The sequence below is a fragment of the Bartonella sp. SL317 genome, assembly GCF_059687655.1.
The window spans coordinates 1,795,664-1,820,307 of sequence record NZ_CM185144.1 but is presented as its reverse complement, the minus strand read 5'-3'; the positions used below and the strand labels follow the sequence as shown (position 1 = coordinate 1,820,307).

The window sequence follows — 24,644 nt, the reverse complement described above, 5'->3', positions numbered from 1 at the left end:
CATTTTCCGTCCAAAGCAAGGACTAAGTTAAAAATTAATTACCAACCTGAAATTACGCGTATTTCTTTTGAATCTCCAAAGCAACAGCCGAAGGAACAGGCTCGTAATGATCAAACTGCATTGTATACTGTGCACGCCCCTGACTCATAGAGCGAAGATTGTTCACATAACCAAACATATTTGCCAAAGGAACCATCGCATTCACAACCGTTGCAATACCACGTGCTTCAGTTCCTGAAATCTGCCCTCGCCGAGAGTTAAGATCACCAATAACATCACCAACATAATCATCTGGCGTAACAACTTCCACTTTCATGATTGGCTCAAGAAGCTGTGCACCAGCCTTCTTTGCTCCATCACGAAATGCTGCACGAGCAGCAATTTCAAAAGCCAACACAGAAGAATCAACATCGTGATAACCACCGTCAATAAGCGTTGCTTTTACACCAAGCATAGGGAATCCTGCAAGAGGTCCTGACCCCATAACACTCTCAATTCCCTTTTGGACGCCTGGAATATATTCTTTAGGAACAGCACCACCAACAATCTTCAACTCAAAAATAAAATCATCACCTTCATGCGGTTCAAAAACAATTTTTACACGAGCAAATTGACCAGCACCACCCGATTGTTTCTTATGTGTATAATCAATTTCTGCCACTTTAGTAATTGACTCACGATAAGCAACCTGAGGCTGCCCAACATTGGCTTCAACCTTAAACTCACGCCGCATACGATCAACAATAATATCAAGATGAAGTTCACCCATTCCAGCAATGATAGTCTGACCCGACTCCTCATCCGACTTAACACGAAATGAAGGATCTTCCGCTGCCAAACGATTAAGAGCAATACCCATTTTTTCTTGATCTGCTTTTGTCTTTGGTTCAATCGCAATCTCAATAACGGGCTCTGGAAACTCCATCCGCTCCAAAATAACAGGCTTTAAAGGATCACAAAGCGTATCACCTGTTGTTGTTTCCTTAAGACCAGCAAGAGCAACAATATCACCAGCAAACGCTTCTTCAATATCCTCACGAGAATTTGAATGCATTTGAAGCATACGCCCTAAACGCTCTTTCTTTTTCTTCACAGTATTCTCAAGAGAAACACCCTTATGAACTTTACCAGAGTAAATACGACAGAAAGTTAACGAACCAACAAAAGGATCATTCATAATTTTAAAAGCAAGCATAGATAGTGGAGCCTCATCAGAAAACTCACGTGTCGTCTCAAACTCAGTCTTTACATCGATGCCCTTAATCGCTGGAATATCAATTGGAGAAGGAAGATAAGAAACAACAGCATCTAAAAGCGGCTGAATACCTTTATTTTTAAAAGCTGTACCACAAAGAACAGGATGAAACTGAACCTCTACGGTTCCCCTACGAATAAGAGAAACAAGCTGCTCGTTGGTTGGCATAACACCCTCCAAATACGCCTCTGTCGCAGCCTCATCAACCTCCACCGCCATCTCAATCAACTTCTCGCGATACTCTTCAGCTTTTTCCTTTAAATCAGAAGGGATTTCACTGATCACCGCAGAAGCACCAATAGAACCATCCCACTTTAAAGCTTTCATTTCAACAAGATCAACAACACCTTCAAAGTCATTTTCAGCACCAATCGGTAACTGTAAAACAAGCGCCTTAGCCCCTAAACGAGAACCAACCATTTCTACACTACGATAGAAATCAGCACCGATCTTATCCATCTTATTAACAAAAACCATGCGAGGCACACGATATTTCTCAGCCTGCCGCCAAACGGTTTCTGTCTGAGGCTCCACACCAGCATTGGCATCTAATAACGCTATTGCTCCATCAAGAACACGCAAAGAACGCTCAACCTCAATCGTAAAATCGACGTGCCCTGGCGTATCAATAATATTGAAGCGGCGCTTGCGACCATCACGCCCTTCCCAAAAAGTGGTCGTTGCAGCAGATGTAATCGTAATACCGCGCTCCTGCTCTTGCTCCATCCAGTCCATCGTAGAGGCACCATCATGGGTCTCACCAATTTTATGATTCTTACCCGTATAGAACAAAATACGCTCAGTCATTGTGGTCTTACCAGCATCAATATGCGCCATAATACCAAAATTACGATAATCTTCAATTTTATATTCGCGAGCCATTATATTTGCCTTAGTTTAAAACTTCTACCAGCGATAGTGAGAAAAAGCACGATTAGCTTCGGCCATACGATGAACATCTTCACGTTTTTTCACAGCAGAACCACGATTATTAGCTGCATCCATCAATTCACCAGATAAACGCTCAATCATCGTTGTCTCATTACGACCGCGCGCCGCAGAAATCAACCAACGAATAGCAAGAGCCTGACGACGATCAGGACGAACATCAACTGGAACTTGATAAGTAGCACCACCAACACGACGTGAACGAACCTCAATATGAGGAGAAACATTCTCTAAGGCCCGATGGAACAACTCTACAGGATCTGTTTTCACTCTTTTCTCTACAGAATCAAGCGCACCATAAACAATACGCTCTGCAACTGATTTTTTACCATCAAACATAATGGCATTCATAAATTTCATAATAACCAAATCACCAAACTTAGGATCTGGATTAATTTCACGCTTTTCTGCTCTATGACGACGGGACATTGGCTTTGTCTCTCAATATTATTTTGGACGCTTCGCGCCATATTTTGAACGACGCTGTTTACGATTCTTAACACCTTGCGTATCAAGCAAACCACGAATAATGTGATAACGAACCCCTGGCAAATCCTTCACACGACCACCACGAATCATCACAACAGAGTGCTCTTGAAGATTATGCCCCTCTCCAGGGATATAACCAATTACCTCAAATCCATTCGTCAAGCGAATCTTAGCAACCTTACGAAGAGCAGAGTTAGGTTTCTTCGGCGTTGTTGTATAAACACGTGTGCAAACACCACGCTTCTGTGGATTCGACTGCAAAGCAGGAACCTTATTCCGTCTAACTGGCGCTATACGCGGCTTGCGAATCAATTGGTTTACGGTAGGCATGCAACCTTCCTCTTTTCGATCTACATTCTTCTTACCCAACCTGGGCTTTTTATTTATTTTTACCCACTTCAACAGAATCGAAATGGATACCGATTCTACATACAAAATCGGGCACAGCTGCTAAAAACAGTCTACCCGATCACAAGCAGAGAAGGCAATAGCCTTTTGCACTAGCATTTGCTTTTAATCTTCTTAACATCCATTCGAAGGACCTTTTGGAGCATACCCAAAACAAATGATCACTTCAACATCGGTTATATTCGTGTCTAATAGCGAGAACACAGACATTCGTCAAGAACTAAACAACAGAAAGTTCGTAAAAATAAAAATAAATTAAATTTAAAACTTTCAAATTGTTTTTGTACCCTTGATAAATCAATTTACCATAGTAATATCAACTTAAATAGAAAAATGAGCGATGAAACATAATAAAATATGGATGCAGTCAATTAAATTGAATTGCATATTTAATATCTAATGATAAACACCATGAAAATAGCAACGTGGAATATTGCGGGAATAAAAGCCCGACATGAAACGTTGTGCCAATGGCTACAGAAAAATCAGCCGGACATAGTTTGTCTACAGGAAATAAAAAGTATTGATCAAAATTTTCCACGCGATGCAATTGAAAGTCTAGGTTACCATATAGAAACACACGGACAAAAAAGTTTTAATGGCGTTGCGATTCTTTCTAAAAAAACACCAGATGAAGTAATCCGTCGATTACCAGGCAATGATAATGATGAACAAACACGCTATATTGAAGCCGTTTATTCAACAAACAAAGGTGTTGTGCGTGTTGCCTCGCTCTATTTGCCAAATGGAAACCCTATTGAGAGTGAAAAATATTTCTATAAAATGGAATGGATGGAAAGATTATATGCCCATGCAAAATCACTGCTTGCCTATGAAGAGCCTCTTATTCTAGCCGGTGATTATAATGTCATCCCCACCCCACTCGATGCAAAGAAACCTCAAGAATGGAGTCAAGATGCCTTGTTTCTTCTACAAACAAGAAAGGCATTCCAACGTATTCTTCATTTAGGTCTTTACGATGCTATCCGGAATGTTACCGATACCCCCTCCTTTAGTTTCTGGGATTTTCAAGCGGCGGCTTGGCTTAAAAATAATGGGATTCGTATTGATCATTTACTCCTATCACCAGAAGCTGTTGATCACCTTATTTGTGCTCATAGTCAAACAGAGGTAAGGGGATATCAGAAACCATCCGACCATGTTCCTGTTTGGATTCATCTTAATGTCAATTAAGAAAGTACAGCCCTCATTTTGTGAGATAACAAAAAATCTACTCAGAAAAATAACTATGCTACGCTGTTCAAACAGTATATTCTGAGTGACTAAAAAATAAATGAATGGAGGACATAAATGAAGAAATCATTGTTAATGTTTATTGCAGCTGCAGCCATTGGGCTTACAAGTATTGCGCACGCTGGAGACGATACCCTTGAAAAAATAAAACGAACAGGGGAAATCACTTTAGGTGTTCGTGAATCATCGGGGTTAGCCTATGCCCTTGGGAATAATAAATATGTAGGTTTTCACACAGAAATGGCAGAACGGATCATTAATGATATCTCAAAAAAAATTGGTAAACCAATTAAAATTCATTATCTTCCCATCACTTCTCAAAATAGAATTCCTCTCTTGAAAAATGGTACTTATGATTTTGAATGTGGCTCAACAACAAATGATACTGCCCGCAGTAAAGAAGCAGCATTTGCTTATACAACATACGTTGAAGAGGTTCGGATCGCTGTTAAGAAAAATTCTAACATTAAATCTCTTGAAGATTTAAATGGAAAAACAGTTGCAACGACCACCGGTACGACATCCGTTCAACTTATTCGTAAGAATAAACGGGCAAAAAACATTCATTTTAATGTTGTCAAAGGAAAGGATCACGGAGATAGCTTCTTATTGCTTGAATCTGGTCGTGCCGATGCCTTTGTTATGGATGCCTCAATTCTTGCTGGACATATTGCCAAATCAAAAAATCCATCTGATTATGTCATTCTTGACACCGTACTTTCAGTCGAACCCATCGCCTGCATGCTTAGATTACATGACAAAAAATTTGAACAAGTAATCAACGACAGTATTCTCCGTCAAATTAAAGACGAATCACTTGAAAAACTTTATGATAAGTGGTTTATGAAGCCGATCCCACCTGCCAATACTGTAATGAATCTTCCCTTATCAAAACAAACAAGATATGCTTGGGATCACCCAAATAATAAGCCTCGGGAAAGCTACACAGAAGAAGATTTATAAAATTTGAAAAAACCACACTCTTTAAAAATTGAGTGTGGTTTATATTTTAGTTCACTTTTTAATAAATTCCACCTATGTAAATAAACTTGGATGTATTGTTCTGTTTGTGAATGACTAATTTGAGGAAATATCAATTAATGGACTTTTCTTTCCTTTGTAGAGATGACCTTACTCAAACACTGGTAACAGGATGTTTGGGTACTCCTGGTGTGAGCCATACCTATTTAGATACGCTTCTCGATGGCTTAAAAAATACGGTTATATTGTCCATCACTTCGCTGATATTAGCCATATTTTGTGGTGTTATTATAGGAACAATGCGCACTTTACCCAAAACATCCATCATCAATTGCATATTTCGCACAATCGGTGCTATTTGGGTGGAGATTATGCGTAACATTCCCCTCCTTGTACAAGTATTTTTATGGTATTTCGTTGTTCCTAAAATTTATCCACCAGCGATGAAATTTTCCCCGATTCTCTTAGTAACATGCGCATTGGGATTCTTTACATCAGCACGCATCGCAGAACAGGTTCGTTCAGGCATTGAAGCAATTCCTTCAGGACAACGCTATGCTGCAATGGCAATGGGATTTACAACTTACCAAAGTTACCGATATATTATATTACCGCGTGCTATGCGTGCAATTATGCCGCCGCTTACTTCAGAAGCAATGGGCATTGTGAAAAATTCATCTATAGCATTCGCCGTTTCAATCAATGAGCTCATGCAATTTCAATACCAAGCAATTGAAGAAGTAAGTCATGTTTATGAAAACTATTTGCTTGTCACGATCCTTTATATTCTTATAGCCTTATTTGTGTTCATTGTGATGACAATCATTGAACAAACGCTTAAAATTCCTAATCTTCAAACAAAGGGAAATTGAATATGATAAATTTCATAAGCTCTCAGTTTGGACTTTATTTTCCTTTCAATTTTTCAGATTTTGATTTTTCCTTTTTTACTTTTGATGTATTTCGTTCTTACATTTTATCAGGCTTGCTCTTTAGCGTTTTTCTAACTCTTTTTGCAACAGTATTAGGGTTTATTTTCGGCACATTTTTAGCAATGATGCGCCTTTCTTCCATAAAGATTCTTTCTTGGTTTGCAATCGTTTACATAACCGCTATGCGTTCAATACCACTTGTAATGGTTATCTTATGGTTTTTCGTGCTTCTTCCTTTTTTAACCGGTACATCCATCGGTGCCAATAAATCAGCACTCATTACCTTTACTGCATTTGAAACAGCTTATTTTGCTGAAATTATGCGTGCTGGTATCCGTTCAGTCCCGCAAGGACAAAAATATGCGGGACAAGCTCTTGGAATGACATATTGGCAAAGTATGTATATTGTTATTCTTCCTCAAGCCTTTAGAGATATGCTTCCAGTCTTTTTAACCCAAGTCATTATCCTTTTTCAGGATACAACCCTTGTTTATGCCATCAGCGGTCATAGCCTTTTGAATGGTTTTGATATTGCTGCGAATAATTTTGGTGTAAAGCAAGAAGCTTATATCTTAGCAGCTATTTTCTATTTTGTGATCTGTTTTACACTGTCACAAATTGTTTTATATTTACAAAAAAAAGTATCCATTATTCGCTAACAAGGAAAAAAAATGTCCACGCATATGATCGAAATAAAAAATGTTTCTAATTGGTATGGCGAAATTCAAGTCCTAAAAAACTGTACAACTAACATTAATAAAGGAGAAGTGGTTGTCATTTGCGGACCATCAGGATCAGGAAAGTCAACACTCATTAAAACCATTAACGCTCTCGTTCCTTTTCAAAAAGGTGAAATTTGGATTAATGGAATACCAGTGCATTCAAAACAAACGAATCTGCCTAAATTGCGCAGTCAGGTGGGAATGGTATTTCAACACTTCGAGCTTTTCCCCCATTTATCTGTCACAGAAAATTTGACAATTGCACAAATCAAAGTTCTAAAACGCAGCAAAAAAGAAGCGCTTGAACGTGGTTTGTTATATCTTGAGCGCGTTGGACTGACCGAACATAAAGACAAATATCCTGGTCAACTTTCTGGAGGACAACAACAACGTGTTGCTATTGCACGTGCTTTAACCATGGATCCACACGTTATGCTTTTTGATGAACCAACATCTGCTCTAGATCCTGAAATGGTAGGTGAAGTACTCGATGTCATGATCAGTTTAGCAGAAGAAGGCATGACGATGATTTGTGTAACACACGAAATGGGCTTTGCACAAAAAGTCTCGGAGCGTGTTATTTTCATAGATCAAGGAACAATTCTTGAAGACTGTTCATCCAAAGAATTCTTTTCTCATCCAGAAGCCAGAACACCAAGAGCGCAAGAATTTTTATCTAAAATCCTAAGTCATTAGCCATTATAGTGTTGTAAAAAGCTATCTCTACTATAAAATTAGACATAGAAAGGAGAAGTTTAAGAACAGATGAGAGAATATAAAAATTATTACAATCAAATATTTTAAAAATTTTTATCTTTTAAAATATCAGCGACCAGTGACATTGCTGTACGTCTCTCAAATTCATTACAAAGAGTAAAACCTTGCTCTTGCAAAGATCGAATCCATTTTTTGTCTTTTACGTTAGCTTTTTCATAGGCAGCAGTTAACATTGCCGTACCGCGAATGATTTTTCCTTCTTGAAGAAGCATATTTCCAAGCATCGCTTGGGCAGAAGGATTTCCTTTTTTTGCTGAAAGTTGAAACCATCGTGCTGCTTGTATAAGATTTTTCTCCCTTCCCTCTCCCTCTAAAAATATTTTTTCTAAATGATACTGAGCATTAGGATTTCCATAGTTCACCGCAGCCTGCATATAAAGACGAGCAGCATAAGAAGGATTAGGTTTCACGAGCGATTGAGGAATGCCTTTTTTATATATCCCGCAAGTCTAACCAATGCATCAGAAACATAACTTTCATCCTCTGAACCAAGATCAGCGCCTTTTTCAACGATATAGGCAAAAAAATGATAGGCTTTGTAATCATCTTTAGGAACACCATCACCGTTTGCGTAGATAGAGCCAAGTTTCCAATTTGCACCAATATGGCCTCTCTTAGCAGCACTATACAGTGCTGAAATAGCCTGATCTATATGTCCATTTTTATAAGAAAACATACCACGTTTCAAAAAATAAAACGAATCATCATTCACTTCCTGCAAGCTATTGGCATCTATTGCATAAACAATCGAAAAAAGTCCCCCTACAGTCACAATAATCTTAGCTTTTTTCCATATCTGAAATCTCTTAACCATTTTCCCCCTCTCTCAATATTAATTGCTCTCTCTCTGTTACAAATTTCTTTGTAGGTCCTTAAATTCTTCTTCTTAATCAGAAATAAGAAGGATTCTAAAGTAAAATTTAAAAAAGAAAAGACCAATAAAATAACCTGCATATTGAACAGCATTTCGAAAACGAAAAGAATCTATGATAAATGAGAAACATTTAACGACAAAAAATAACATGAAAGGTGGATAGATATAATGATGATCATTAACTTATAACTTCACAACTGCCTCTCCAGCTAAAAGATGAAGTTTCTCATTCCCATAAATCTATAAATAATCTAGTTTTTTGGTAGTTTCTAACTGCTGATCTTTTCATGTGCTTTTCTTAATGGATAATATATCGATTCATACTCCCAATACAGGAGATTCCAACCCTCTTTCATATTGAAGCAATTAAAATCACTTGCACATAAGCGATAAGCAGGATTTGCGGCTGAATTTAAATGAGAATTTAAAACACCTCTAATAAATATACTTAAACAGAAAAGCTATTACAACATTGGAAGCTAGAAAATATCATAACCGCCCCGCTTGTACCTTTATAAGCTCTACAAATCAGATCTCCCCTCAATATTTGCTACTCCATAAGCAAAAATACCGCATATGAAAATTTTATATGCCTATTGAGCTAAATGATAATGTTTTACAGTAACAATTCAACATATTGATTTATAATGATAGTTTACTGCTTAGCTTATTAAACGAGGCCCACAAATATCATAAAATTCTCTCATTTCAAACCTGCTTCATGTTTAAACAACCAAAACCAACCTTTTGCCCGTTATAAGCAGAAAAATCTGCGTGGAGTAAAACTGTGTAAGAAAAAACTAAAAAAACATTTTAAATGTCAAGGCCCCCCCCCGCACAGCATTGGATACTAGCAAAGTGTGTAATAGCGACCGCCACATTCCTCCACTGTAGCTTGCCAGCGGGTTTTGTATATTTTGACACTAGGTTTTGTACCAATTTATTTTTTTTCACATGATTTTTAAGGGGTTCTCAAAGGGTCTTCAAAGGCCTTTCAAAGGGTGTTTTAAGATTCGTAATTGTTTATGAGAATCGATGGTTTTTTTCTTCTCAATCATCGGATCATCATTTTGAGCTCAAGCAGATATTTCTGAGAGATGAGTATGATCTGTTAAATCACTAAAGCATGTAAAGTCAGATTGGAAAGCAAGAGGGACGATTCCTGTTGGACCATGACGTTGCTTGGCTATGATAACCTCAGCTTTGCCCTTGGCTTCCTCCATTGCCTCTTTCCATTTGTGATATTCAAGCGTGCCTTCTTTTGGTTCTTCATTGTTGAGATAATATTCTTCACGATAAACAAACAACACAATATCGGCATCTTGCTCAATTGAACCTGATTCCCGTAAATCAGACAGTTGTGGACGTTTATCTGTACGGTTTTCAACTTGTCGTGATAATTATGAAAGCGCAATGATGGGAATATTGAGTTCTTTTGCAAGTGCTTTAAGCCCCATGGTGATGGCTGTAATCTCTTGAACGCGGTTTTCTAAAGAACGCTTTGAACCGCTTGTCATCAGTTGGATATAATCAATGATCAAAACATCTAGACCATGTTGTCGTTTAAGACGCCTTGCACGCGCAGCCAATTGCGCAAGAGATACAGTCCCCGTTTGATCGATATAAAGAGGAATGGTTTGAAGGGAACGCGTCATGTGAACAATGTTTATAAACTGATCATCAGAAAGATTCCCCCGCCGTATATCAGAAGAAGAAACCTTCGTTTGTTCTGAGATCATGCGGGTTGCAAGCTGTTCTGTTGACATTTCAAGAGAGAAGAAACCAACAATCCCCCCTTCACCTTCTTTTGTGTTGCTATCACGCTTGCAAGCATTGGCAATGTTAAAAGCAATATTGGTTGCAAGGGACGTTTTCCCCATACCGGGGCGCCCTGCTAGAATAATCAAATCAGATGCTTGCAACCCACCCATTTTCGCATCAAGGCTTTTAATATGGGTTGCCATACCAGAAAGCTTTGAAGAACGCTGTTTCGCAGCACTTGCCATGTTAAGTGCCTTTGTAATGGCGGTATTAAACTTTTCAAAACCACCCTCATATTTGCCCTTTTCGGCTAATGCAAATAACTGATTTTCAATCGCTTCAATTTGTTGTAAAGGACTAAGTTCTAGAGGAGCATCAAAAGATCTATTCACAATTTGAGTGCCAAGATTAATTAAAGAACGCCGAATAAACAGATCATAAATGACGCCCCCATACTCTTGAGTATTGATGATTGTGACTGCTTCTTTGGCTAAACGCACCACATAATTAAAAACTGTGATATCTCCAACTTTCTCATCATTTGCAATAAAGGGCTTCATGGTAATGGGATCTGCAACTTTTCCCTTTTGAACAATTTGTGAGATGATATCAAAAAGCCTTTGATGAAGGGCTTCAAAAAAATGTTCTGCTTTGAGAAAATCAGCAACGCTCTCAAGCGCATTATTATTGATCATGATTGCCCCAAGCAAAGCTTGTTCTGCTTCAATATTATGGGGCAGTTGCCGAAAAGAAGAGGCAAAAGTATCTCTTGGGTTTTCTGCTTCTAACACATTTAATTTTCTCATACCTCTTTTCCTTGATTTGGTGCCTCAAAGGTGATTTCTGTGGTGTATCCGCTTTGCTTTTCATAGCGATGGGTCACGGTTGCCGCATGCCATGGACCATTGATTTCTCTACGGAATCCTTGCAATAGCAGTGGTTGACCCGCCATGATCTCAGGGCGCCCCTCAAGGCTTACAGAACCACTGCCCATCGCGCGGCAAAGACGTTCCGACTCAGAGGCTGCTGCTGCTTGTGCTTGGCTCTCACAAGGGTAGCAGGTTCGTAGACGGCGAATGGGCCCCGTATACCCCGTGCGATGTTTGACAGAATGCTGTTGCCCTTTTGCGCGATCAAAATAAGAGGCTTCAATGGTGCCATATTGGGTGCGCGGCTCGAGACTAAATTCCCAATGGGAACAATCCTGTTGATGAATTGTCTGGAGAGGAAGATTGTCCCCGCTTAAAAATAAAAACTTATTGTCTTTGATCAAAAAACGCGCCTGCATTCGGTCAGCAAGGCGGGTTAAAAAATCAATTGCCGATTGATCCGTGCGCACCACATAAGGCAAGGTTTGTTTGGTAAATTGGGGACTCACCTTTGCTTGATAGCCATGACGTTTGGCAAGGGTCTCAACAATCTTGCCAATGGTTTGATGGTCAAAATGTTCGCTCATCTGTTCTTTGATCTCCGCACGCATGGAAGCACTTTTGCCACAAAGGCGTAAAATCTCTCCATCACTGCCCCCACAACTGATCACCGATTCTACAACAAAACGCCCCATAAAGGCACGAATGCTGTTCTCATAACCAAAGGTGACATGGAGTGCACTGCCCGCTGCTGGAACTTCTAAATCATTGCCGCTATCATCAAATTCTGCTTCAAAGCTATCGGCTTCATTACTCGTATTATCCGTGATGGTTGCCGTTAAAAGACGCTGGTAAAAAACCTCATGAACAAGTTTCTCCCCCACCCTTACCTCAATAAAGGGATATGTGCGCATTAATCCCATAGCCGTTTGACCACACTGTTCTTTTCGCATGAGACAAATTCAGGCAAAAAGACTTTTAAGCCCCGCGGTAAAAAAGCCCCATATCCCGCAATCTCTGGATTAGCCTCCAGCGTGGCTTCTAAATAGCCTTTTAATAAACCCGCTTGCCGCCGGTCTCCTAAAACAGACAAGGCATGGTGATAACAAATCAGATCTAAACTCATATCCTCAAGCTCGACCACAAACTGCTTTGCGGGAATCTTCATGGGGTGTCCTCCTCTTGCCCCTCTTGGTATTGCCCTATTTGATATTGACCTTGCGGTTTTCCCCAATCAAAAAACGGTAACAGGCTTATGGAATAGCGAATGCGCCCCGATTGACCAGAACGGTTAATGTAATCATGGTCTTTACGAATATGGGTAATCACGACTAAACCATGCATCAAAGCACTGTAGCTATCATCACGCATCCAACGGATCATCTGAACGGGCTTGGCTCTTCGAATTGTTCTGGTGATAGCATCAATAGCCGCACGGTCTCCAAACTCTTCTGGAAATAATACCCCGTGGAGGGTTTTAGGGTCATTGCCATAGCCGGTAAATTGCAAACCAGGGGAACGGCCAAAACGTTCTAAGCAAACCCATGAAGCAGAAAACTCTTCCTCAAAAGATTGGAAATTCAACCAGTCCACATAAAATTGATGCGGTCCTAACATCAGCAAAGGATCTTGCATGCTCCATCCCCTCTCATTCTATTCCCTTCATTCTATTGTCTCCATTACTCTGTTCCGCCGTGCAAGGCATTGGCTCCTGCCCGTTGCAAAGCATGACGAACCGCATAACCGGTTGCAACAGGATCACGTGCGCCATTGACATGCACCGTGACATTTTGATTGTGCGTAATGGGGACGCGCTCTTTCTCTCGCTGCTCTGTGAGAGGGGCATTGTCACGCCCTGCGCTTGCAAATTGCACAAGTGGTTGGATAGGCGTTTTGCCTCCCAAAAAACTTGGCAAATAATCTCTAAAATCAATCGACCCAATCCACCCCTTTATGCGGCGAGGCAAAGATTTACAAAAATCTATCAATTGTGAGATAGACGACATAAAGCCATCGACAATCGAATCTGCTAAATCTTCTCCGGCTTGTTCCATACCAGCCTTGGCACTCTCAGAGAGCTTTTCGCGGGCAAAAAAGCCACAAAGCCACCCCCAAAAATTGGAAAGGCTTTGTTTAATCCCATCCCACACATTACCAAACCACTTGGAAACAGAGGCAAGTCCCTGTTTAAGCTTTTGCCAATGGTGAGAGAAATCAAAGGCAGCAGCAATGATGTTTTTCCAACGGGTAATGGTGCTGGTATCGGCACCAAAAAACGCATGACAGCTTCAAAGGCTCGCCCAAAAGCACGTGTTATCCCCCGTGCAAAGCCTTTTATAAAAGAAGAAAAGCGGTCCCAATATTTCCACAAAATAAAACACTGAGCCAATATGACAGCTATAGCAGCAGCAACCGCTGCCCCGATTGGCGAAAAAACAGCCCCAACAACAGAGGCAATGCCAGCCCCAACCACCTCGATCACAGTTCCTATCCAACCAAAAGAGGCAGCAAATGCTGTACCTGAAATTGCAATCCCCCGCAACGCGCCCATCAATAAAGTCATAGGGCGCAAGAGTTGCAGTGAACTTGCCCCAAGTCCTGCAGTAAGCAAGCCCAGTGAACGCCCTGAAGCCAAGAGCCCGCGCCAACTGGCTTTCAGCGCACCGCTAACAGCCCTCATCTTGATAAAAGAGCCGATTAATTGAAGAACCCCAAGGCGGGTACCCGCCATGGTAAAACGCACAACCCGCAAAGCAATATTAAAAGCCATGAGGGCGGCAATGGTTTTGATGATCACACCGGTTAAAACAGGGTGTTCATTAGCCCATGCCATCAGCACGTTTAGAAAACCACCCACACTGGCCATTAAACTGTTGACATGGGGCAACAACACTTCACCGATGGTCACCCCTAAAGCCACAACGCGGTTTTGTAACAGTTCAAATTGCCGCATGGCACCGGTTGCTTGTTTGTCTGCCTCTTGTTCAACAGAGCCTTTAAAGATTTTTGGGTCTTCAACAAACTTTAAGGCTTGTTGTAACAGTTCGGGGTTATTGACTAGTTTGGCAAAGTCTCCCGTAAAATCGCGTCCTGCAACGGCGATCAGAGAATTCATGCCTTTTTCTGATTTGCCTAAGGCTTCAAAAAAGCGCACCAAGGTACCTGTGGCATCCTTGTCCAAATCTTCCATAAATTTTTGGCGGGAGAGACCAATATTACTGAAAGCATCTTCAATATGTTTTCCCCCTGCCCGAATACGCGCACTGATGGAATTAAAACCACGCGCTGCACTCTCTGGTACAATACCAGCAGAAATCATTGCCGTCCCAAAGGCTGCGGTTTCACGAGCGGTGAGTTTAAACATGGTTGCCGCACCGGTCGCCCGATTGGTAAAGTCTGTAACTTCACTTGCCTTTGCCGCCATGTGATTGGAGAGATGATTGATGGCATCGCCTAAATCTTCAATGCCTGCCTGATTAAGCTTAAAGACATTGCGCAATTTGGCAAAGCGTTCCCCAATCTGGTCCCCCGTCATATCAAAGGCAACGGCGGCTTTGGCGGCATAAATACTAAAAGCCTCGAGATCTTGTTCACCAATGCCTGCTTGGCTGGCACTGGTCATCAATTCTAAAACTTCACGGGCGGCGAGAGGAATCTTTGTTGAGGTTTCCAAAGCAAAACGGCGCAATTCTTTTAAACGATCAAGGGGGGCATCCAGAACCTTTTCCAAGCCCTTCATTGATTGGTCAAATTGCATGGCTTTATAAAGAGGGGCGATTAAGGTTGCGGTTTGAGCAACAGCCCCCACCATACGCCCACGCGCATGGTTATAAGCATTTTGCGCATTTTCTGTCGCTTCTTTTAGATGCTTAGGGTCAAACCACCCTTTAAAATGCTTGCGTGTCTGGTTTTTGAAATGCGCAATATCAAGGCTAAAGGCTCTGAGGTCTTGCTTGGCAGAAGCGATCCCTTCTTGGAGATGATTCACAAAACGGATAACAAGGGAAACATCCATGATTGCCTCTCATCCTAACATTTGGCTTTCATATTCTTGTTGTTTCAAGCGGGCTAATTCTTCGCGGTAGGCAATGACGTCCAGCCAATCCATCTGATTGATCTCTAGAGCCGACCAGTGGTAATAAAGGGCTAGTTCGGCTCCAAATTGTCCGGCATAGAGGATTGGAGTTTGGGAAAAAAAGCAAAAAAAACCTTAAAAACAGCCACAAGATCAAGCAAATCAAGACGATTAATCAATTCAACGGATTCATGAGACATCTCTGCCAAAAGTTCAGCGATTCCTTCCATGGCTTCATGGGTAAGTAAAGTCTCACAAAGCTTGAAAATGAGAACATCATTGCTCAAGGGTGTTTTATCTTCTTCTAAAGCGGGGAGAATGAACTTTGCCAACTGTGGTCCCATTAACACGGCTAATTGGCGTGCTTGTTTGAAGTTTGGGCGATAAAAGGTCAATTTGTGTTGTGTGGCTTCTTTGCCATCCTTGTCTTGATAGACAAGGGGAACCTGCAATTCCACAGCGACACTTGTTTGTAAACTGGTCATGATCAATTCCTATAAATTAAGTATAGCGCGGCGGCGCCCACCGATCTCTTGTCCATTGCGCACCAACCAACCGCCTCGTTTAAAGGAAAAGCGGTGCAAAACAGAACCATCCCAAAATTCCGTATAGTCCCAAATATTTTTGATCTCACAATCATAGCCTGTGGCTTTTCCAGCTGTTAAGCTTTCGCTATCAACTTTGACCAAACGCCCCGTGACATCAATGGAATGTTCATGCTCGCGTCCATCTTCTTCAGACACCACATGTTTTTTGCCGGTAAATTTATGACGAACCCCTGGAGAACCACCAAAAATGCCGATGATTTCGGGGGTATGGCTGTGGATCTTCATTTGTAAGCTTAAAGCTTTCACACCAAGACCACTGACATCAATTTGCATATCAGAGCCACCAGGTTGATAGGTTTCGGTGATTTCTTCCAACGTTGGAAGTTTGAGTGTTTCAAGATCAAGATGAAGGTTTACATCATCATCAACAATCAGGGTAAAACCACGAACAATTCTTAAAGTCATGCGTTACTCCTTGCTGCTTTGCGATAGGTATCAAGCGTATCACCAAAAGTATGGGTCATTTTATTTTGGATATCTTCAGAGAGCCGATTAAAGTAAGCGCCATTGCGCCGGCTTCCAAAGCTTAAATCTTCGAGAGGGGGGACTTCTTCTGCATCAAATTCCACCCGCAGTTTTCCCAATTGCAAATTGCTGTTGGAATTCAAATCACGGTCAAACCAAACCCGCCCCCCTAAAAGGGCACCACGGACAATCATATCATCAAGAAACTGTGTAAGGCTGCGGGTAATGGCAATCACATGTTGACCGGTCAGGTTTTCGTCATTGGCCCAAGGGCGCAAATTGTTAATGATGGCCTTTTCCAAGGCGGCGCGGGTACGCACCACATTGACAAAGCGCCAGAGTGGATCACTCGAGGTGGTGTGATTGCCCCATAAAATGCGCCCATTGGCAGACGGTTGTCCTTGGGAATTTTGGCTAAGGCGGGCTGGAATAAAGGTGGCGATATCGGCTTGATTGAGACGATTAGCCTCATGATCAATTTCCCCATCAAAATAGCTAATGGGGCGTGCTGTGCCTAAAATACCTTTGACATCTTGATTGGAGGGTGACCAAAAAACACCCCCTTTTTGTTTGTCCCGTTTGATAAACATAGCGGCTGCAAAGGGGCTTGCCGGTTTAATGCTAAAGCCCCCCTCAACATTTGCTACACGCACAAAGGGGTCAATGAGATAACAAAAGCGTGAAGAGAAATCCGCCCGAAAGGCAAGGCTTTCTTCCGTATTTTTGCCTCCCGTATCAAACACGGCAATGGCTTGTAGCTTTTCGGCAACCTGCTCTAGAGCATCTGCTAGTGGATTTTTAGCATTATCAAGCCGCCCTGCACTATAAGCTGGTGCTAAGAGAATTCTAGGCTCCACACCCAAATGCCCCCGTGCATGTTTTAGCGCATGAACACCAGTTAAAGCAACACTTGACCCTACCATTTCGGTTTGTGTTTCAGCAATAGTGGATTTTTCTTCCACCCGCACAAGGATCACTTGTGCCTCAATTCCTTGTGCACGCACGGCATTGATAACATCAAGGGCTGTGCCTTTTTGCCCAAGCTTTTGGATTTTCTCTGTCTCATGGGTAAAGACCAACACGGGCTCATTAAAGGGATAGATCTGTGCATCCGCATCAGGGGCTGTAACAACCGCCCCAATAGCGGTTTGGCTAAACATCTCTAAGGGGCGAGACGCTTGACCATCCTCAATGAGACGAATACCATGATTAAATTCTGTTGCCATTTTGCTCTCCAAATCAATGAAGAGACACTAACAAGTAACAGCATGCTTCATAAGCCTGACAGTGTCAGTCAAAAAAGCCCTTTAAAAGGGCTTTGAAAGAGCGATAAAAAGACTTAAAAACATACAAAGACTGTTTTATACAACAACTATCCATTTGAATTGCGCTATCTTTGGTTTTGTATTTATTCTTTCCATAATCTTATAAGAACAGCACCATCAGCACCAGCACCGCTTGGATAAAGGTAATAGCGAGAGCCAGCACCGCCACCCCCAAAACCACGCCCTGCTTTTCCTGAAGTATAATCTTCTTTCCCACCACTTCCAACTCCACCACCCCCACCTCTTGATGTATCACCCCCAGCATCACCGCCATTTCCGCTTACGCCTTTTCTTCCATTCGTTCCAGCATAACCATTGCCGCTTTTGGCAATTCCTGGATGTTCGTCTGTTGCTAAACCAAAATTTCCTCCCACGCCTCCAGCACCACCAGAACCTAAAGAATGAAGACCACTGTAGCCACCATTTCCTCCTGTAGCAGTGATAAAATTTTTGCCAACGGTTGTTGTGCCTCCAGAATTTCCTGTCTTACTAAGTTCTGAAACAGAAGTCCCTCCTTTACCAATGATGATATCTTGATGACCGTTTAAACTGGCTTTATAGCCATACCATACGGAACAACCGCCGCCACCACCACCACCACCCATATATGGATTATTAGTTGCACCACCACTACCGCCACCGCCCCAGGCTGTAATTTCGACTTTGGTTTTATCCGTGACCCAATCGGGCCATTCAATTTTTCCGTTCTGCGTATAGAGCAATTCAGCATCAGCAAGAGCCGGCCAATTTGTGATTTTATCGGTCAAATCTTTTTTAAGACTCTTTATCTCTGCCAAAATGGCGGCATCTACTTGCGCCTTGGTATAAACAACATCACCATCGATTTTCAGGGGTCCTTTAAGCGAGCTTCCGCTTGTGCTTAAATTTGTCACCACTTCACCATTATGGATAAGATTCAGTGATGAATTGTTCAGCAGTTCCAAACCACCACTCATGGTGACTTTGCTGGTAAATTTATTGTAGCTTTGCCATTCATTGGCTTGTTTTAAGCGCCCATAGCTGGTCAGATCTTCATTAATCTTAGCTCTAAAGTCATCAAGTCCTACAATATCTTCTGTTTTATGTTGATGGGTGCCTAACAGCGATATCGCACTGCCAAAGGTAAAATTATTGTTGCCTGATTTATAAAGCACATAATTGTTGGCGGCATCTTTTTCCCCCTCGATATCGCTTAAATCGGCAAAAGTGAAGGTTTTATTCGCTGCCATTTTGCCATTAAGGGCTGTTTCTAGCCCCGTCACATCACTAATTGTATGCTTATGTTGTAAAGGCGCTTTTTCGTTTGTCTTTTCTTCAACTTCTATAAGGGCTTGATCAAGTTTGTTGAGGTTATCGCGTAAAATGGGGAATTCAGAACTGATAAAGCGTCCTTCTTGAGGCAATTCCATGTCGAGTTTTTTAGTTTTTGTCATCTCTCATTCTCCCATTATATGATACCGGCGCCAAAATCACACACCATGGACCGTGCCGCTGGTCCACCGGTAAGGGTAAGTTTAAGGCGCGCATGTCCTCCTGTTTTGTCACTGCTAATAAACTTGCGCTCTGTCCAAAGGGGTTCAGAAAGCTGTTCTGTTTCATCGAGTTTTAAAGGGGTAAAAGCACCATCATCCAGTTGCATCTCGAGGGTTAAGCAAGAACCACCTGGTAAAAAGCTTTTGATATAGCTGGTTAATCTTGCCTTTTCCCCAAAGGCAAAAGCTCTCGTGACATAGGTTGCTGTTTTATGAATCTTTCCTGCAATCAATTGCACGGGAGCAAATAACACCGGCGAGAGCTTTTCTGTACCTTTGAGAATAGCGCGAAGCTTGACTTTTTCACTGATATATTCGGTTAGACTGAGCAATTGAAAGGGCAACAATTGATAAACCGTGCCATTATTGCGTTCAATTTCAAAGATGACAGAACAATCGCTTGAAGGCAATTCAATGGCTGCACGGATTTGTAAATCAGAACAGTCCACAAGATCAAAGCTGCCTAAATCCACTGTTTTTTCTGTTTGCTTGTAGCGGGCGGCCAACACCCGAAAGGCTAAGGCTTCATCTTGGTGCGCGCTCCAGCTTTTTGCATTCACAGAAGAAAAGCGTGGACCCGTCACATAAGGGTGACTGGAAACATACCTTTGATGTTCTTTATCAAAATCCCCAAGTTTGGCAAGTGATACGGAATGATCACCATCATCGGTCTTAATGACAAAGGCGGTCAAACGATCATCGGGCACTAACAAGGGTACAGCATAGCGTGCGCTCGCCCAGCCCGTTTTGGCGCCCTTCATGGAATAGGAGGTTTGGGCTTGAATATCAGCGGTAGGATAACCGTTTTCAGTGGTCACCAAATCAATCACCAGATCATGGGCTTGATTGCCAATTTTACAAAGATGAAAGTCAATGCCGGTGATTTGTCGTGTTTCATCGGGGGTAAAGACTTGTGCTTGCGGATCATAGGCTGTCCATATTTTTACCGTGGTGGTGCGCCGCATGACTTTTACATCAATCACGCCTTGTCCGGTAAAAAGCCCCATTGCAACCCTTCCACCTTTGCCGCGTGCAATCACATTCTTTGTCCCAGCGGTAATGTCTTTAGGAATGGTAACGGTTCTAGGGAGAGACGCAAAATTTTGATAAGGATTGATTTTTTCACAAACCGTTGTCAATTCTTGCGCAATGATAACCTCATTGGCTCGTTACGGGTGAAGGCGAAGCAAGTTTCCCTCTTCTTAAGATTCATTTAAAGCATCAAATTGAAAATGAAAAGCCACTTAAAAGCACCACAAAATTCCATCTAAAACATCATTTAAAATGAAAAATGAAAGTGGAAATCTTTTTACATTAAGAATCTTTAATAACGCCTTATTTTTAAAAAATTATATCTGCAAAAAATAGAAATGCGCCATATGGCGCGTATCTTTTTTGCTTTTTTGGTCATTTTCGGTTTATTTTGCAATGCGCTTCACATTTTATTGGATTTTTTCAAAGGATCTTCAAAGGCAGTTTTCTGGACTTTCACAAACTTTTTAAAAATCTTTAAAGGATTTTCAAAGACCTTTCAAAGCTTTTTCTCATTTTTACACTCAAATTCCAATTTTCGCTCTTTTTTAGCATTTCTTGCAATTTTAGGTGTCAAAATTCATTTTGACAAAACATGCATTTAATGCTAAATTTTATACATAAAAACAAAAAATTATCACGTATTCCTAACTAATCCCACTTAGTACAAAACCTAGTGTCAAACTACAGAAGGTTTTAGACTTTACCATTATAAGCCTCCAACGAGAAATGAGCTTGGAATGAAACGTATCTTTAATAATAAACATAAAAACATTGGCTACCCGTAGAGATTTCATGATCACATTCATGAAACACGAACAAAAGAAAAAGTTTTCTTTTTAAAATTGATACCAGCCATAATGCTATGAAATCAGTCATCAAAAAACAAAAAATAAGAATCAGCCCAACCGCTCTAAAGCAATAGATATTTTTTCTTGTGCAGCACGCAGTTTTAGAATCCTATTCCGTTCACTTTCAACAATCTCTGCTTTTGCATTTTCTACAAATTTTGGATTGTTTAACTTAAACGATATTTTTTCAATATCTTGTTCAATTTTACTGATTTCTTTCTTCAAACGAACACGTTCAGCCTCCAAATCAATCAACTGTCCTAATGGCAAACAAAAAACAGCCTCTCCCAAAATCATTTGTGCCGATATTTCCGGAACTTTATCAGAGAAATCAATGACTTCAATACGTGCTAACTTTTTAAGAAGTGCATCATAACGCTGTACACGTTCTCGCGTTATTTCCCCTCCTTCCACCACGATAAGAGGGGCTCGTGTCGCTGCTGGAATATTCATTTCAAAACGCACAGACCTAATCCCCGTGACCACATCAATAAGCCAATTAATATCAGCAGCAGCCTCTTCATCCACCAATGTTGCCTCTGGCCATTTTGTTAATGCGAGCATATCTTCACGCTTGATCGTTTGCGTCTCTGTAAGTGACCACAACTCTTCTGTCATATGTGGCATAAAGGGATGAAGAAGTTTATAAACTTCATCTAAAACCCAAGCAGTACAAGCCTGAGCCTCACGTTTAGCTACGTCATCTTCTCCTTGGAAGATAGGTTTGAGGAGTTCCAAATACCAATCACAGAATGTATTCCAAATGAAACGATAAAGTGCAGCAGCAGACTCATTAAATTTATAGTGTTCAATACCTTTCGTCACGAGAGAAATCGTTTTAGAGAGCTCTGTTAAAATCCAACGATTAAGTGCCAGTTTTGCTTGTCCTGGCTTAAAATTTGGATCATGCTTCACACCATTCATCTGCGCAAATCGAGTAGCATTCCACAATTTTGTAGCAAAATTACGATAACCAGCAATACGAGAAGTATCAAGTTTTACATCACGACCTTGTGCAGCCATAATAGCCAAAGTAAACCGTAATGAATCAGCACTATATTGATCAATAAGCTCTAAGGGATCAATAACATTTCCCTTTGACTTTGACATCTTTGCACCCTTTTGATCCCGAACAAGAGCGTGCACATAAACCGTTGGAAAAGGAACATCACCCATAAAGTGAAGTCCCATCATTATCATACGAGCAACCCAGAAAAAAATAATATCAAATCCTGTCACGGATAAAGATGTTGGGTAAAAGGTCGATAATTCAACCGTTTTATCGGGCCATCCTAGTGTTGAAAAAGGCCAAAGCGCTGATGAAAACCAAGTATCTAAAACATCCGGATCACGAATTAATTCAACCACCTCACCATAATGAGCAAAAGCCGAATCTAAAGCCTCTTTTTCACTTTTTTCAACAAAAACTGTTCCATCAGGGCCATACCAAGCAGGAATTTGATGTCCCCACCATAATTGACGAGAAATGCACCAAGGCTGAATATTTTGCATCCAATTGAAGTAGGTTTTTTTCCAGTTATCAGGAACAAACTGCGTTTTTCCTTGTTGTACAGCTTCTATCGCGGGCTTTGCTAATTCAGCAGCATGAACATACCATTGATCTGTCAAAAAAGGTTCAATAGGCACACCACTGCGATCTCCATGAGGAACCATATGAGAATGATCATCAACAGAAGCTAAGTATCCCCGTTCTTCCATCAAAGAAACAATCTTTTGTCGCGCAACAAAACGATCAGCTTTATCGAGATTTTCTACTAAAATTTTTAATTCATCTGATAAAATCAAACCATCGAAAAATGCTTCATTCTCACGAAGAAAGATCTCAGCTTTTTGGGTAAAAACATTGATTAAGCGTAAATGATTACGCTGTCCTACCTCAAAGTCATTAAAATCATGGGCTGGGGTGATTTTGACAGCACCACTTCCAGCCTCAGGATCAGCATGCGTATCACCAACGATCAATAATCTACGACCAACAAGTGGCAAAAGAGCATTTTTACCAATAAGATTTTTATAACGCTCATCTTCAGGATTAACAGCAATTCCTGTATCACCGAGCATTGTTTCTGGTCGTGTTGTTGCCACTACTATAAAAGTTGTCGCATCATTTGGATCAAAAGTTTTCCCCTCAAGGGGATATCTAAAATGCCACAAATGTCCTTTAACTTCTTTTTGCTCAACTTCAAGATCCGAAATAGCCGTTAACAATTTAGGATCCCAATTAACGAGGCGCTTATCTTTATATATCAACCCTTGCTTATAAAGTGTGACAAAAACTTCACGAACAGCTTGCGACAACCCCTCATCCATTGTAAACCGCTCACGCGACCAATCACATGAAATGCCAAGGCGACGCAATTGATTGGCAATAACCCCTCCCGTTTCATGGCGCCACTCCCAAATACGCTCAATAAACTTTTCTCTTCCCATTTCTTGACGCGTTGGCTCTTGGCGCTCTGCAAGTTGACGCTCTACAACCATTTGTGTAGCAATCCCAGCATGATCCATCCCCGGCTGCCACAACACATTTCTGCCACGCATCCGCTGAAATCGAACCATTATATCTTGAATTGTTGTATTGAGCGCATGCCCCATATGAAGTGAGCCCGTAACATTAGGCGGTGGAAGCATAACGCAAAAAGGTTCTGCCCCACTTTTAGAACCCGCTCCCGCTTTAAAAGCCCCACGAGCCTCCCATCTCTTTGCAACCCGTTGCTCTATGGAAGCAGCATCATAGTTTTTTTCTAACATTCTATCCATTCATAACGTCGCTGAAAAACACAATATATGATCAAAATCCGATCAGAATCTCAGAAACCTTAACCCTTTACTAGAGAGCCCGCAAAGCTATAAAAAATTTCTATAAAATGAAAAATATAAAAACAATGTAGAGAAAATCATTAAGACGACTTTTTAATCGCCTTCACAATCTCTTCACGCAAAATATCTTCCATCAAAAGAGGCAACTTAGACTGTAACCATTCTGCTATAGCCGGACGCAACACATCCTTTGCAATCTTTTCTGCAGAAGAAATGCAGTATGCAGACAATTCTACACGACCAGCCCCTCCATCTGACTGTGATTTTCTTATCTCATCTTCGTATTCTTTTGCCTTATAAACAGAGTTCCGTTCTTCAGAAGAAAGATTCACTTTTTGCGCATCCACACCCACTGTATTACTTTCTACCTCTGTATTCTCTTTTTCTTGCATTATCCTTCCCTCTTTATTTTCAGTAGAAAGACCAATACGATCAGCTAAAGCTTTCATAGCATCATCAACTGATAGGGTTGTATCATAAACAGCTTCTGAACGATCTTGAGAAGCATTTTCTGCAACATTTTCATTTAAAAAGTGATCAGACTGAACTGCATTTTCTTCGATTATTTCACGAATAGATGTCAAGATTTCATCCATACTTGGCTCACGTAACACGCTTGAACTCTGTGCCATACTTTACAACCTC

General features: G+C 41.1%; 19 protein-coding genes and 3 pseudogenes. 5 read left to right on the top strand and 17 right to left on the bottom strand.

Annotation, left to right across the window (positions count from 1 at the left end; genetic code table 11):
- Window positions 1-52: 52 nt before the first annotated feature.
- From fusA to rpsL, 3 genes are read right to left on the bottom strand one after another with little or no spacing between them, the layout of a single operon-like run.
- Window positions 53-2,137 carry an elongation factor G gene (fusA, locus tag AC6ER9_RS07545; protein WP_497074134.1) on the bottom strand — a complete coding sequence of 695 codons (2,085 nt, stop codon included), beginning with the start codon at window positions 2,135-2,137 and terminating at the stop codon, window positions 53-55.
- Between the two features lie 24 nt (window positions 2,138-2,161).
- Window positions 2,162-2,632, bottom strand: a complete 471-nt coding sequence (rpsG, locus tag AC6ER9_RS07540) for a 30S ribosomal protein S7 (protein ID WP_497074133.1) — start codon at window positions 2,630-2,632, stop codon at window positions 2,162-2,164.
- An 18-nt stretch (window positions 2,633-2,650) separates the two neighbouring features.
- Window positions 2,651-3,022 (bottom strand): 30S ribosomal protein S12, encoded by a 372-nt coding sequence (rpsL, locus tag AC6ER9_RS07535; RefSeq protein ID WP_497074132.1) that lies wholly within the window; start codon window positions 3,020-3,022, stop codon window positions 2,651-2,653.
- Between the two features lie 489 nt (window positions 3,023-3,511).
- Here rpsL and xth point away from each other — a divergent pair, with 489 nt between their 5' ends.
- From xth to AC6ER9_RS07510, 5 genes are all read left to right on the top strand, one after another.
- Window positions 3,512-4,294 carry an exodeoxyribonuclease III gene (gene xth, locus AC6ER9_RS07530; protein WP_497074131.1) on the top strand — a complete coding sequence of 261 codons (783 nt, stop codon included), beginning with the start codon at window positions 3,512-3,514 and terminating at the stop codon, window positions 4,292-4,294.
- 117 nt (window positions 4,295-4,411) lie between these two features.
- Complete coding sequence (locus AC6ER9_RS07525) at window positions 4,412-5,317, top strand: transporter substrate-binding domain-containing protein (protein ID WP_497074130.1); 906 nt, start codon at window positions 4,412-4,414, stop codon at window positions 5,315-5,317.
- Window positions 5,318-5,454: 137 nt separating this feature from the next.
- Window positions 5,455-6,207 carry an amino acid ABC transporter permease gene (locus AC6ER9_RS07520; protein WP_497074129.1) on the top strand — a complete coding sequence of 251 codons (753 nt, stop codon included), beginning with the start codon at window positions 5,455-5,457 and terminating at the stop codon, window positions 6,205-6,207.
- A gap of 2 nt (window positions 6,208-6,209) precedes the next feature.
- Entirely contained in the window at window positions 6,210-6,926 is a 717-nt protein-coding gene (locus tag AC6ER9_RS07515) for an amino acid ABC transporter permease (RefSeq protein ID WP_497074128.1), read from the top strand.
- 12 nt (window positions 6,927-6,938) lie between these two features.
- Window positions 6,939-7,685: an amino acid ABC transporter ATP-binding protein gene (locus AC6ER9_RS07510; protein ID WP_497074127.1), complete on the top strand. Its 747-nt coding sequence runs from the start codon at window positions 6,939-6,941 to the stop codon at window positions 7,683-7,685.
- A 104-nt stretch (window positions 7,686-7,789) separates the two neighbouring features.
- On the opposite strand, the pseudogene AC6ER9_RS07505 reads toward AC6ER9_RS07510, so the two are convergent.
- The 14 genes and pseudogenes from AC6ER9_RS07505 to AC6ER9_RS07440 all read right to left on the bottom strand — a co-directional run bounded on the left by AC6ER9_RS07505 (window position 7,790) and on the right by AC6ER9_RS07440 (window position 24,631).
- A pseudogene (locus tag AC6ER9_RS07505) lies at window positions 7,790-8,580 on the bottom strand (tetratricopeptide repeat protein).
- 1,136 nt (window positions 8,581-9,716) lie between these two features.
- Window positions 9,717-11,207 (bottom strand): annotated as a pseudogene (locus AC6ER9_RS07500) (replicative DNA helicase).
- Window positions 11,204-12,184 (bottom strand): phage late control D family protein, encoded by a 981-nt coding sequence (locus AC6ER9_RS07495; protein ID WP_497075314.1) that lies wholly within the window; start codon window positions 12,182-12,184, stop codon window positions 11,204-11,206. The pseudogene AC6ER9_RS07500 and the gene AC6ER9_RS07495 overlap by 4 nt, the downstream one beginning before the upstream one ends.
- Window positions 12,184-12,438, bottom strand: coding sequence for a tail protein X (locus tag AC6ER9_RS07490; protein ID WP_497074126.1), 255 nt, complete (start codon window positions 12,436-12,438; stop codon window positions 12,184-12,186). The genes AC6ER9_RS07495 and AC6ER9_RS07490 overlap by 1 nt, the downstream gene beginning before the upstream one ends.
- Window positions 12,435-12,905 carry a phage tail protein gene (locus AC6ER9_RS07485; RefSeq protein ID WP_497074125.1) on the bottom strand — a complete coding sequence of 157 codons (471 nt, stop codon included), beginning with the start codon at window positions 12,903-12,905 and terminating at the stop codon, window positions 12,435-12,437. The genes AC6ER9_RS07490 and AC6ER9_RS07485 overlap by 4 nt, the downstream gene beginning before the upstream one ends.
- 44 nt (window positions 12,906-12,949) lie before the next feature.
- Complete coding sequence (locus AC6ER9_RS07480) at window positions 12,950-13,324, bottom strand: hypothetical protein (RefSeq protein WP_497074124.1); 375 nt, start codon at window positions 13,322-13,324, stop codon at window positions 12,950-12,952.
- Window positions 13,300-15,285: a phage tail tape measure protein gene (locus tag AC6ER9_RS07475; protein WP_497074123.1), complete on the bottom strand. Its 1,986-nt coding sequence runs from the start codon at window positions 15,283-15,285 to the stop codon at window positions 13,300-13,302. The genes AC6ER9_RS07480 and AC6ER9_RS07475 overlap by 25 nt, the downstream gene beginning before the upstream one ends.
- A gap of 131 nt (window positions 15,286-15,416) precedes the next feature.
- Window positions 15,417-15,830: a hypothetical protein gene (locus AC6ER9_RS07470; RefSeq protein ID WP_497074122.1), complete on the bottom strand. Its 414-nt coding sequence runs from the start codon at window positions 15,828-15,830 to the stop codon at window positions 15,417-15,419.
- 9 nt (window positions 15,831-15,839) lie between these two features.
- Window positions 15,840-16,358, bottom strand: coding sequence for a phage major tail tube protein (locus AC6ER9_RS07465; protein WP_497074121.1), 519 nt, complete (start codon window positions 16,356-16,358; stop codon window positions 15,840-15,842).
- On the bottom strand, window positions 16,355-17,644 hold the full coding sequence (locus AC6ER9_RS07460) for a phage tail sheath C-terminal domain-containing protein (RefSeq protein ID WP_497074120.1): 1,290 nt from the start codon (window positions 17,642-17,644) through the stop codon (window positions 16,355-16,357). Before AC6ER9_RS07460 ends, AC6ER9_RS07465 begins: the two co-directional genes overlap by 4 nt.
- A gap of 182 nt (window positions 17,645-17,826) precedes the next feature.
- A complete protein-coding gene (locus AC6ER9_RS07455) occupies window positions 17,827-19,176 on the bottom strand; it encodes a Bgr_08870 family protein (protein ID WP_497074119.1) in 1,350 nt (449 codons plus the stop codon).
- A 14-nt stretch (window positions 19,177-19,190) separates the two neighbouring features.
- A pseudogene (locus AC6ER9_RS07450) lies at window positions 19,191-20,438 on the bottom strand (DUF4815 domain-containing protein); the annotation flags it as partial.
- 768 nt (window positions 20,439-21,206) lie between these two features.
- Window positions 21,207-23,930, bottom strand: a complete 2,724-nt coding sequence (locus AC6ER9_RS07445; protein WP_497075313.1) for a valine--tRNA ligase — start codon at window positions 23,928-23,930, stop codon at window positions 21,207-21,209.
- Window positions 23,931-24,079: 149 nt separating this feature from the next.
- Window positions 24,080-24,631 carry a DUF2497 domain-containing protein gene (locus AC6ER9_RS07440; RefSeq protein WP_497074118.1) on the bottom strand — a complete coding sequence of 184 codons (552 nt, stop codon included), beginning with the start codon at window positions 24,629-24,631 and terminating at the stop codon, window positions 24,080-24,082.
- Window positions 24,632-24,644: the final 13 nt, after the last annotated feature.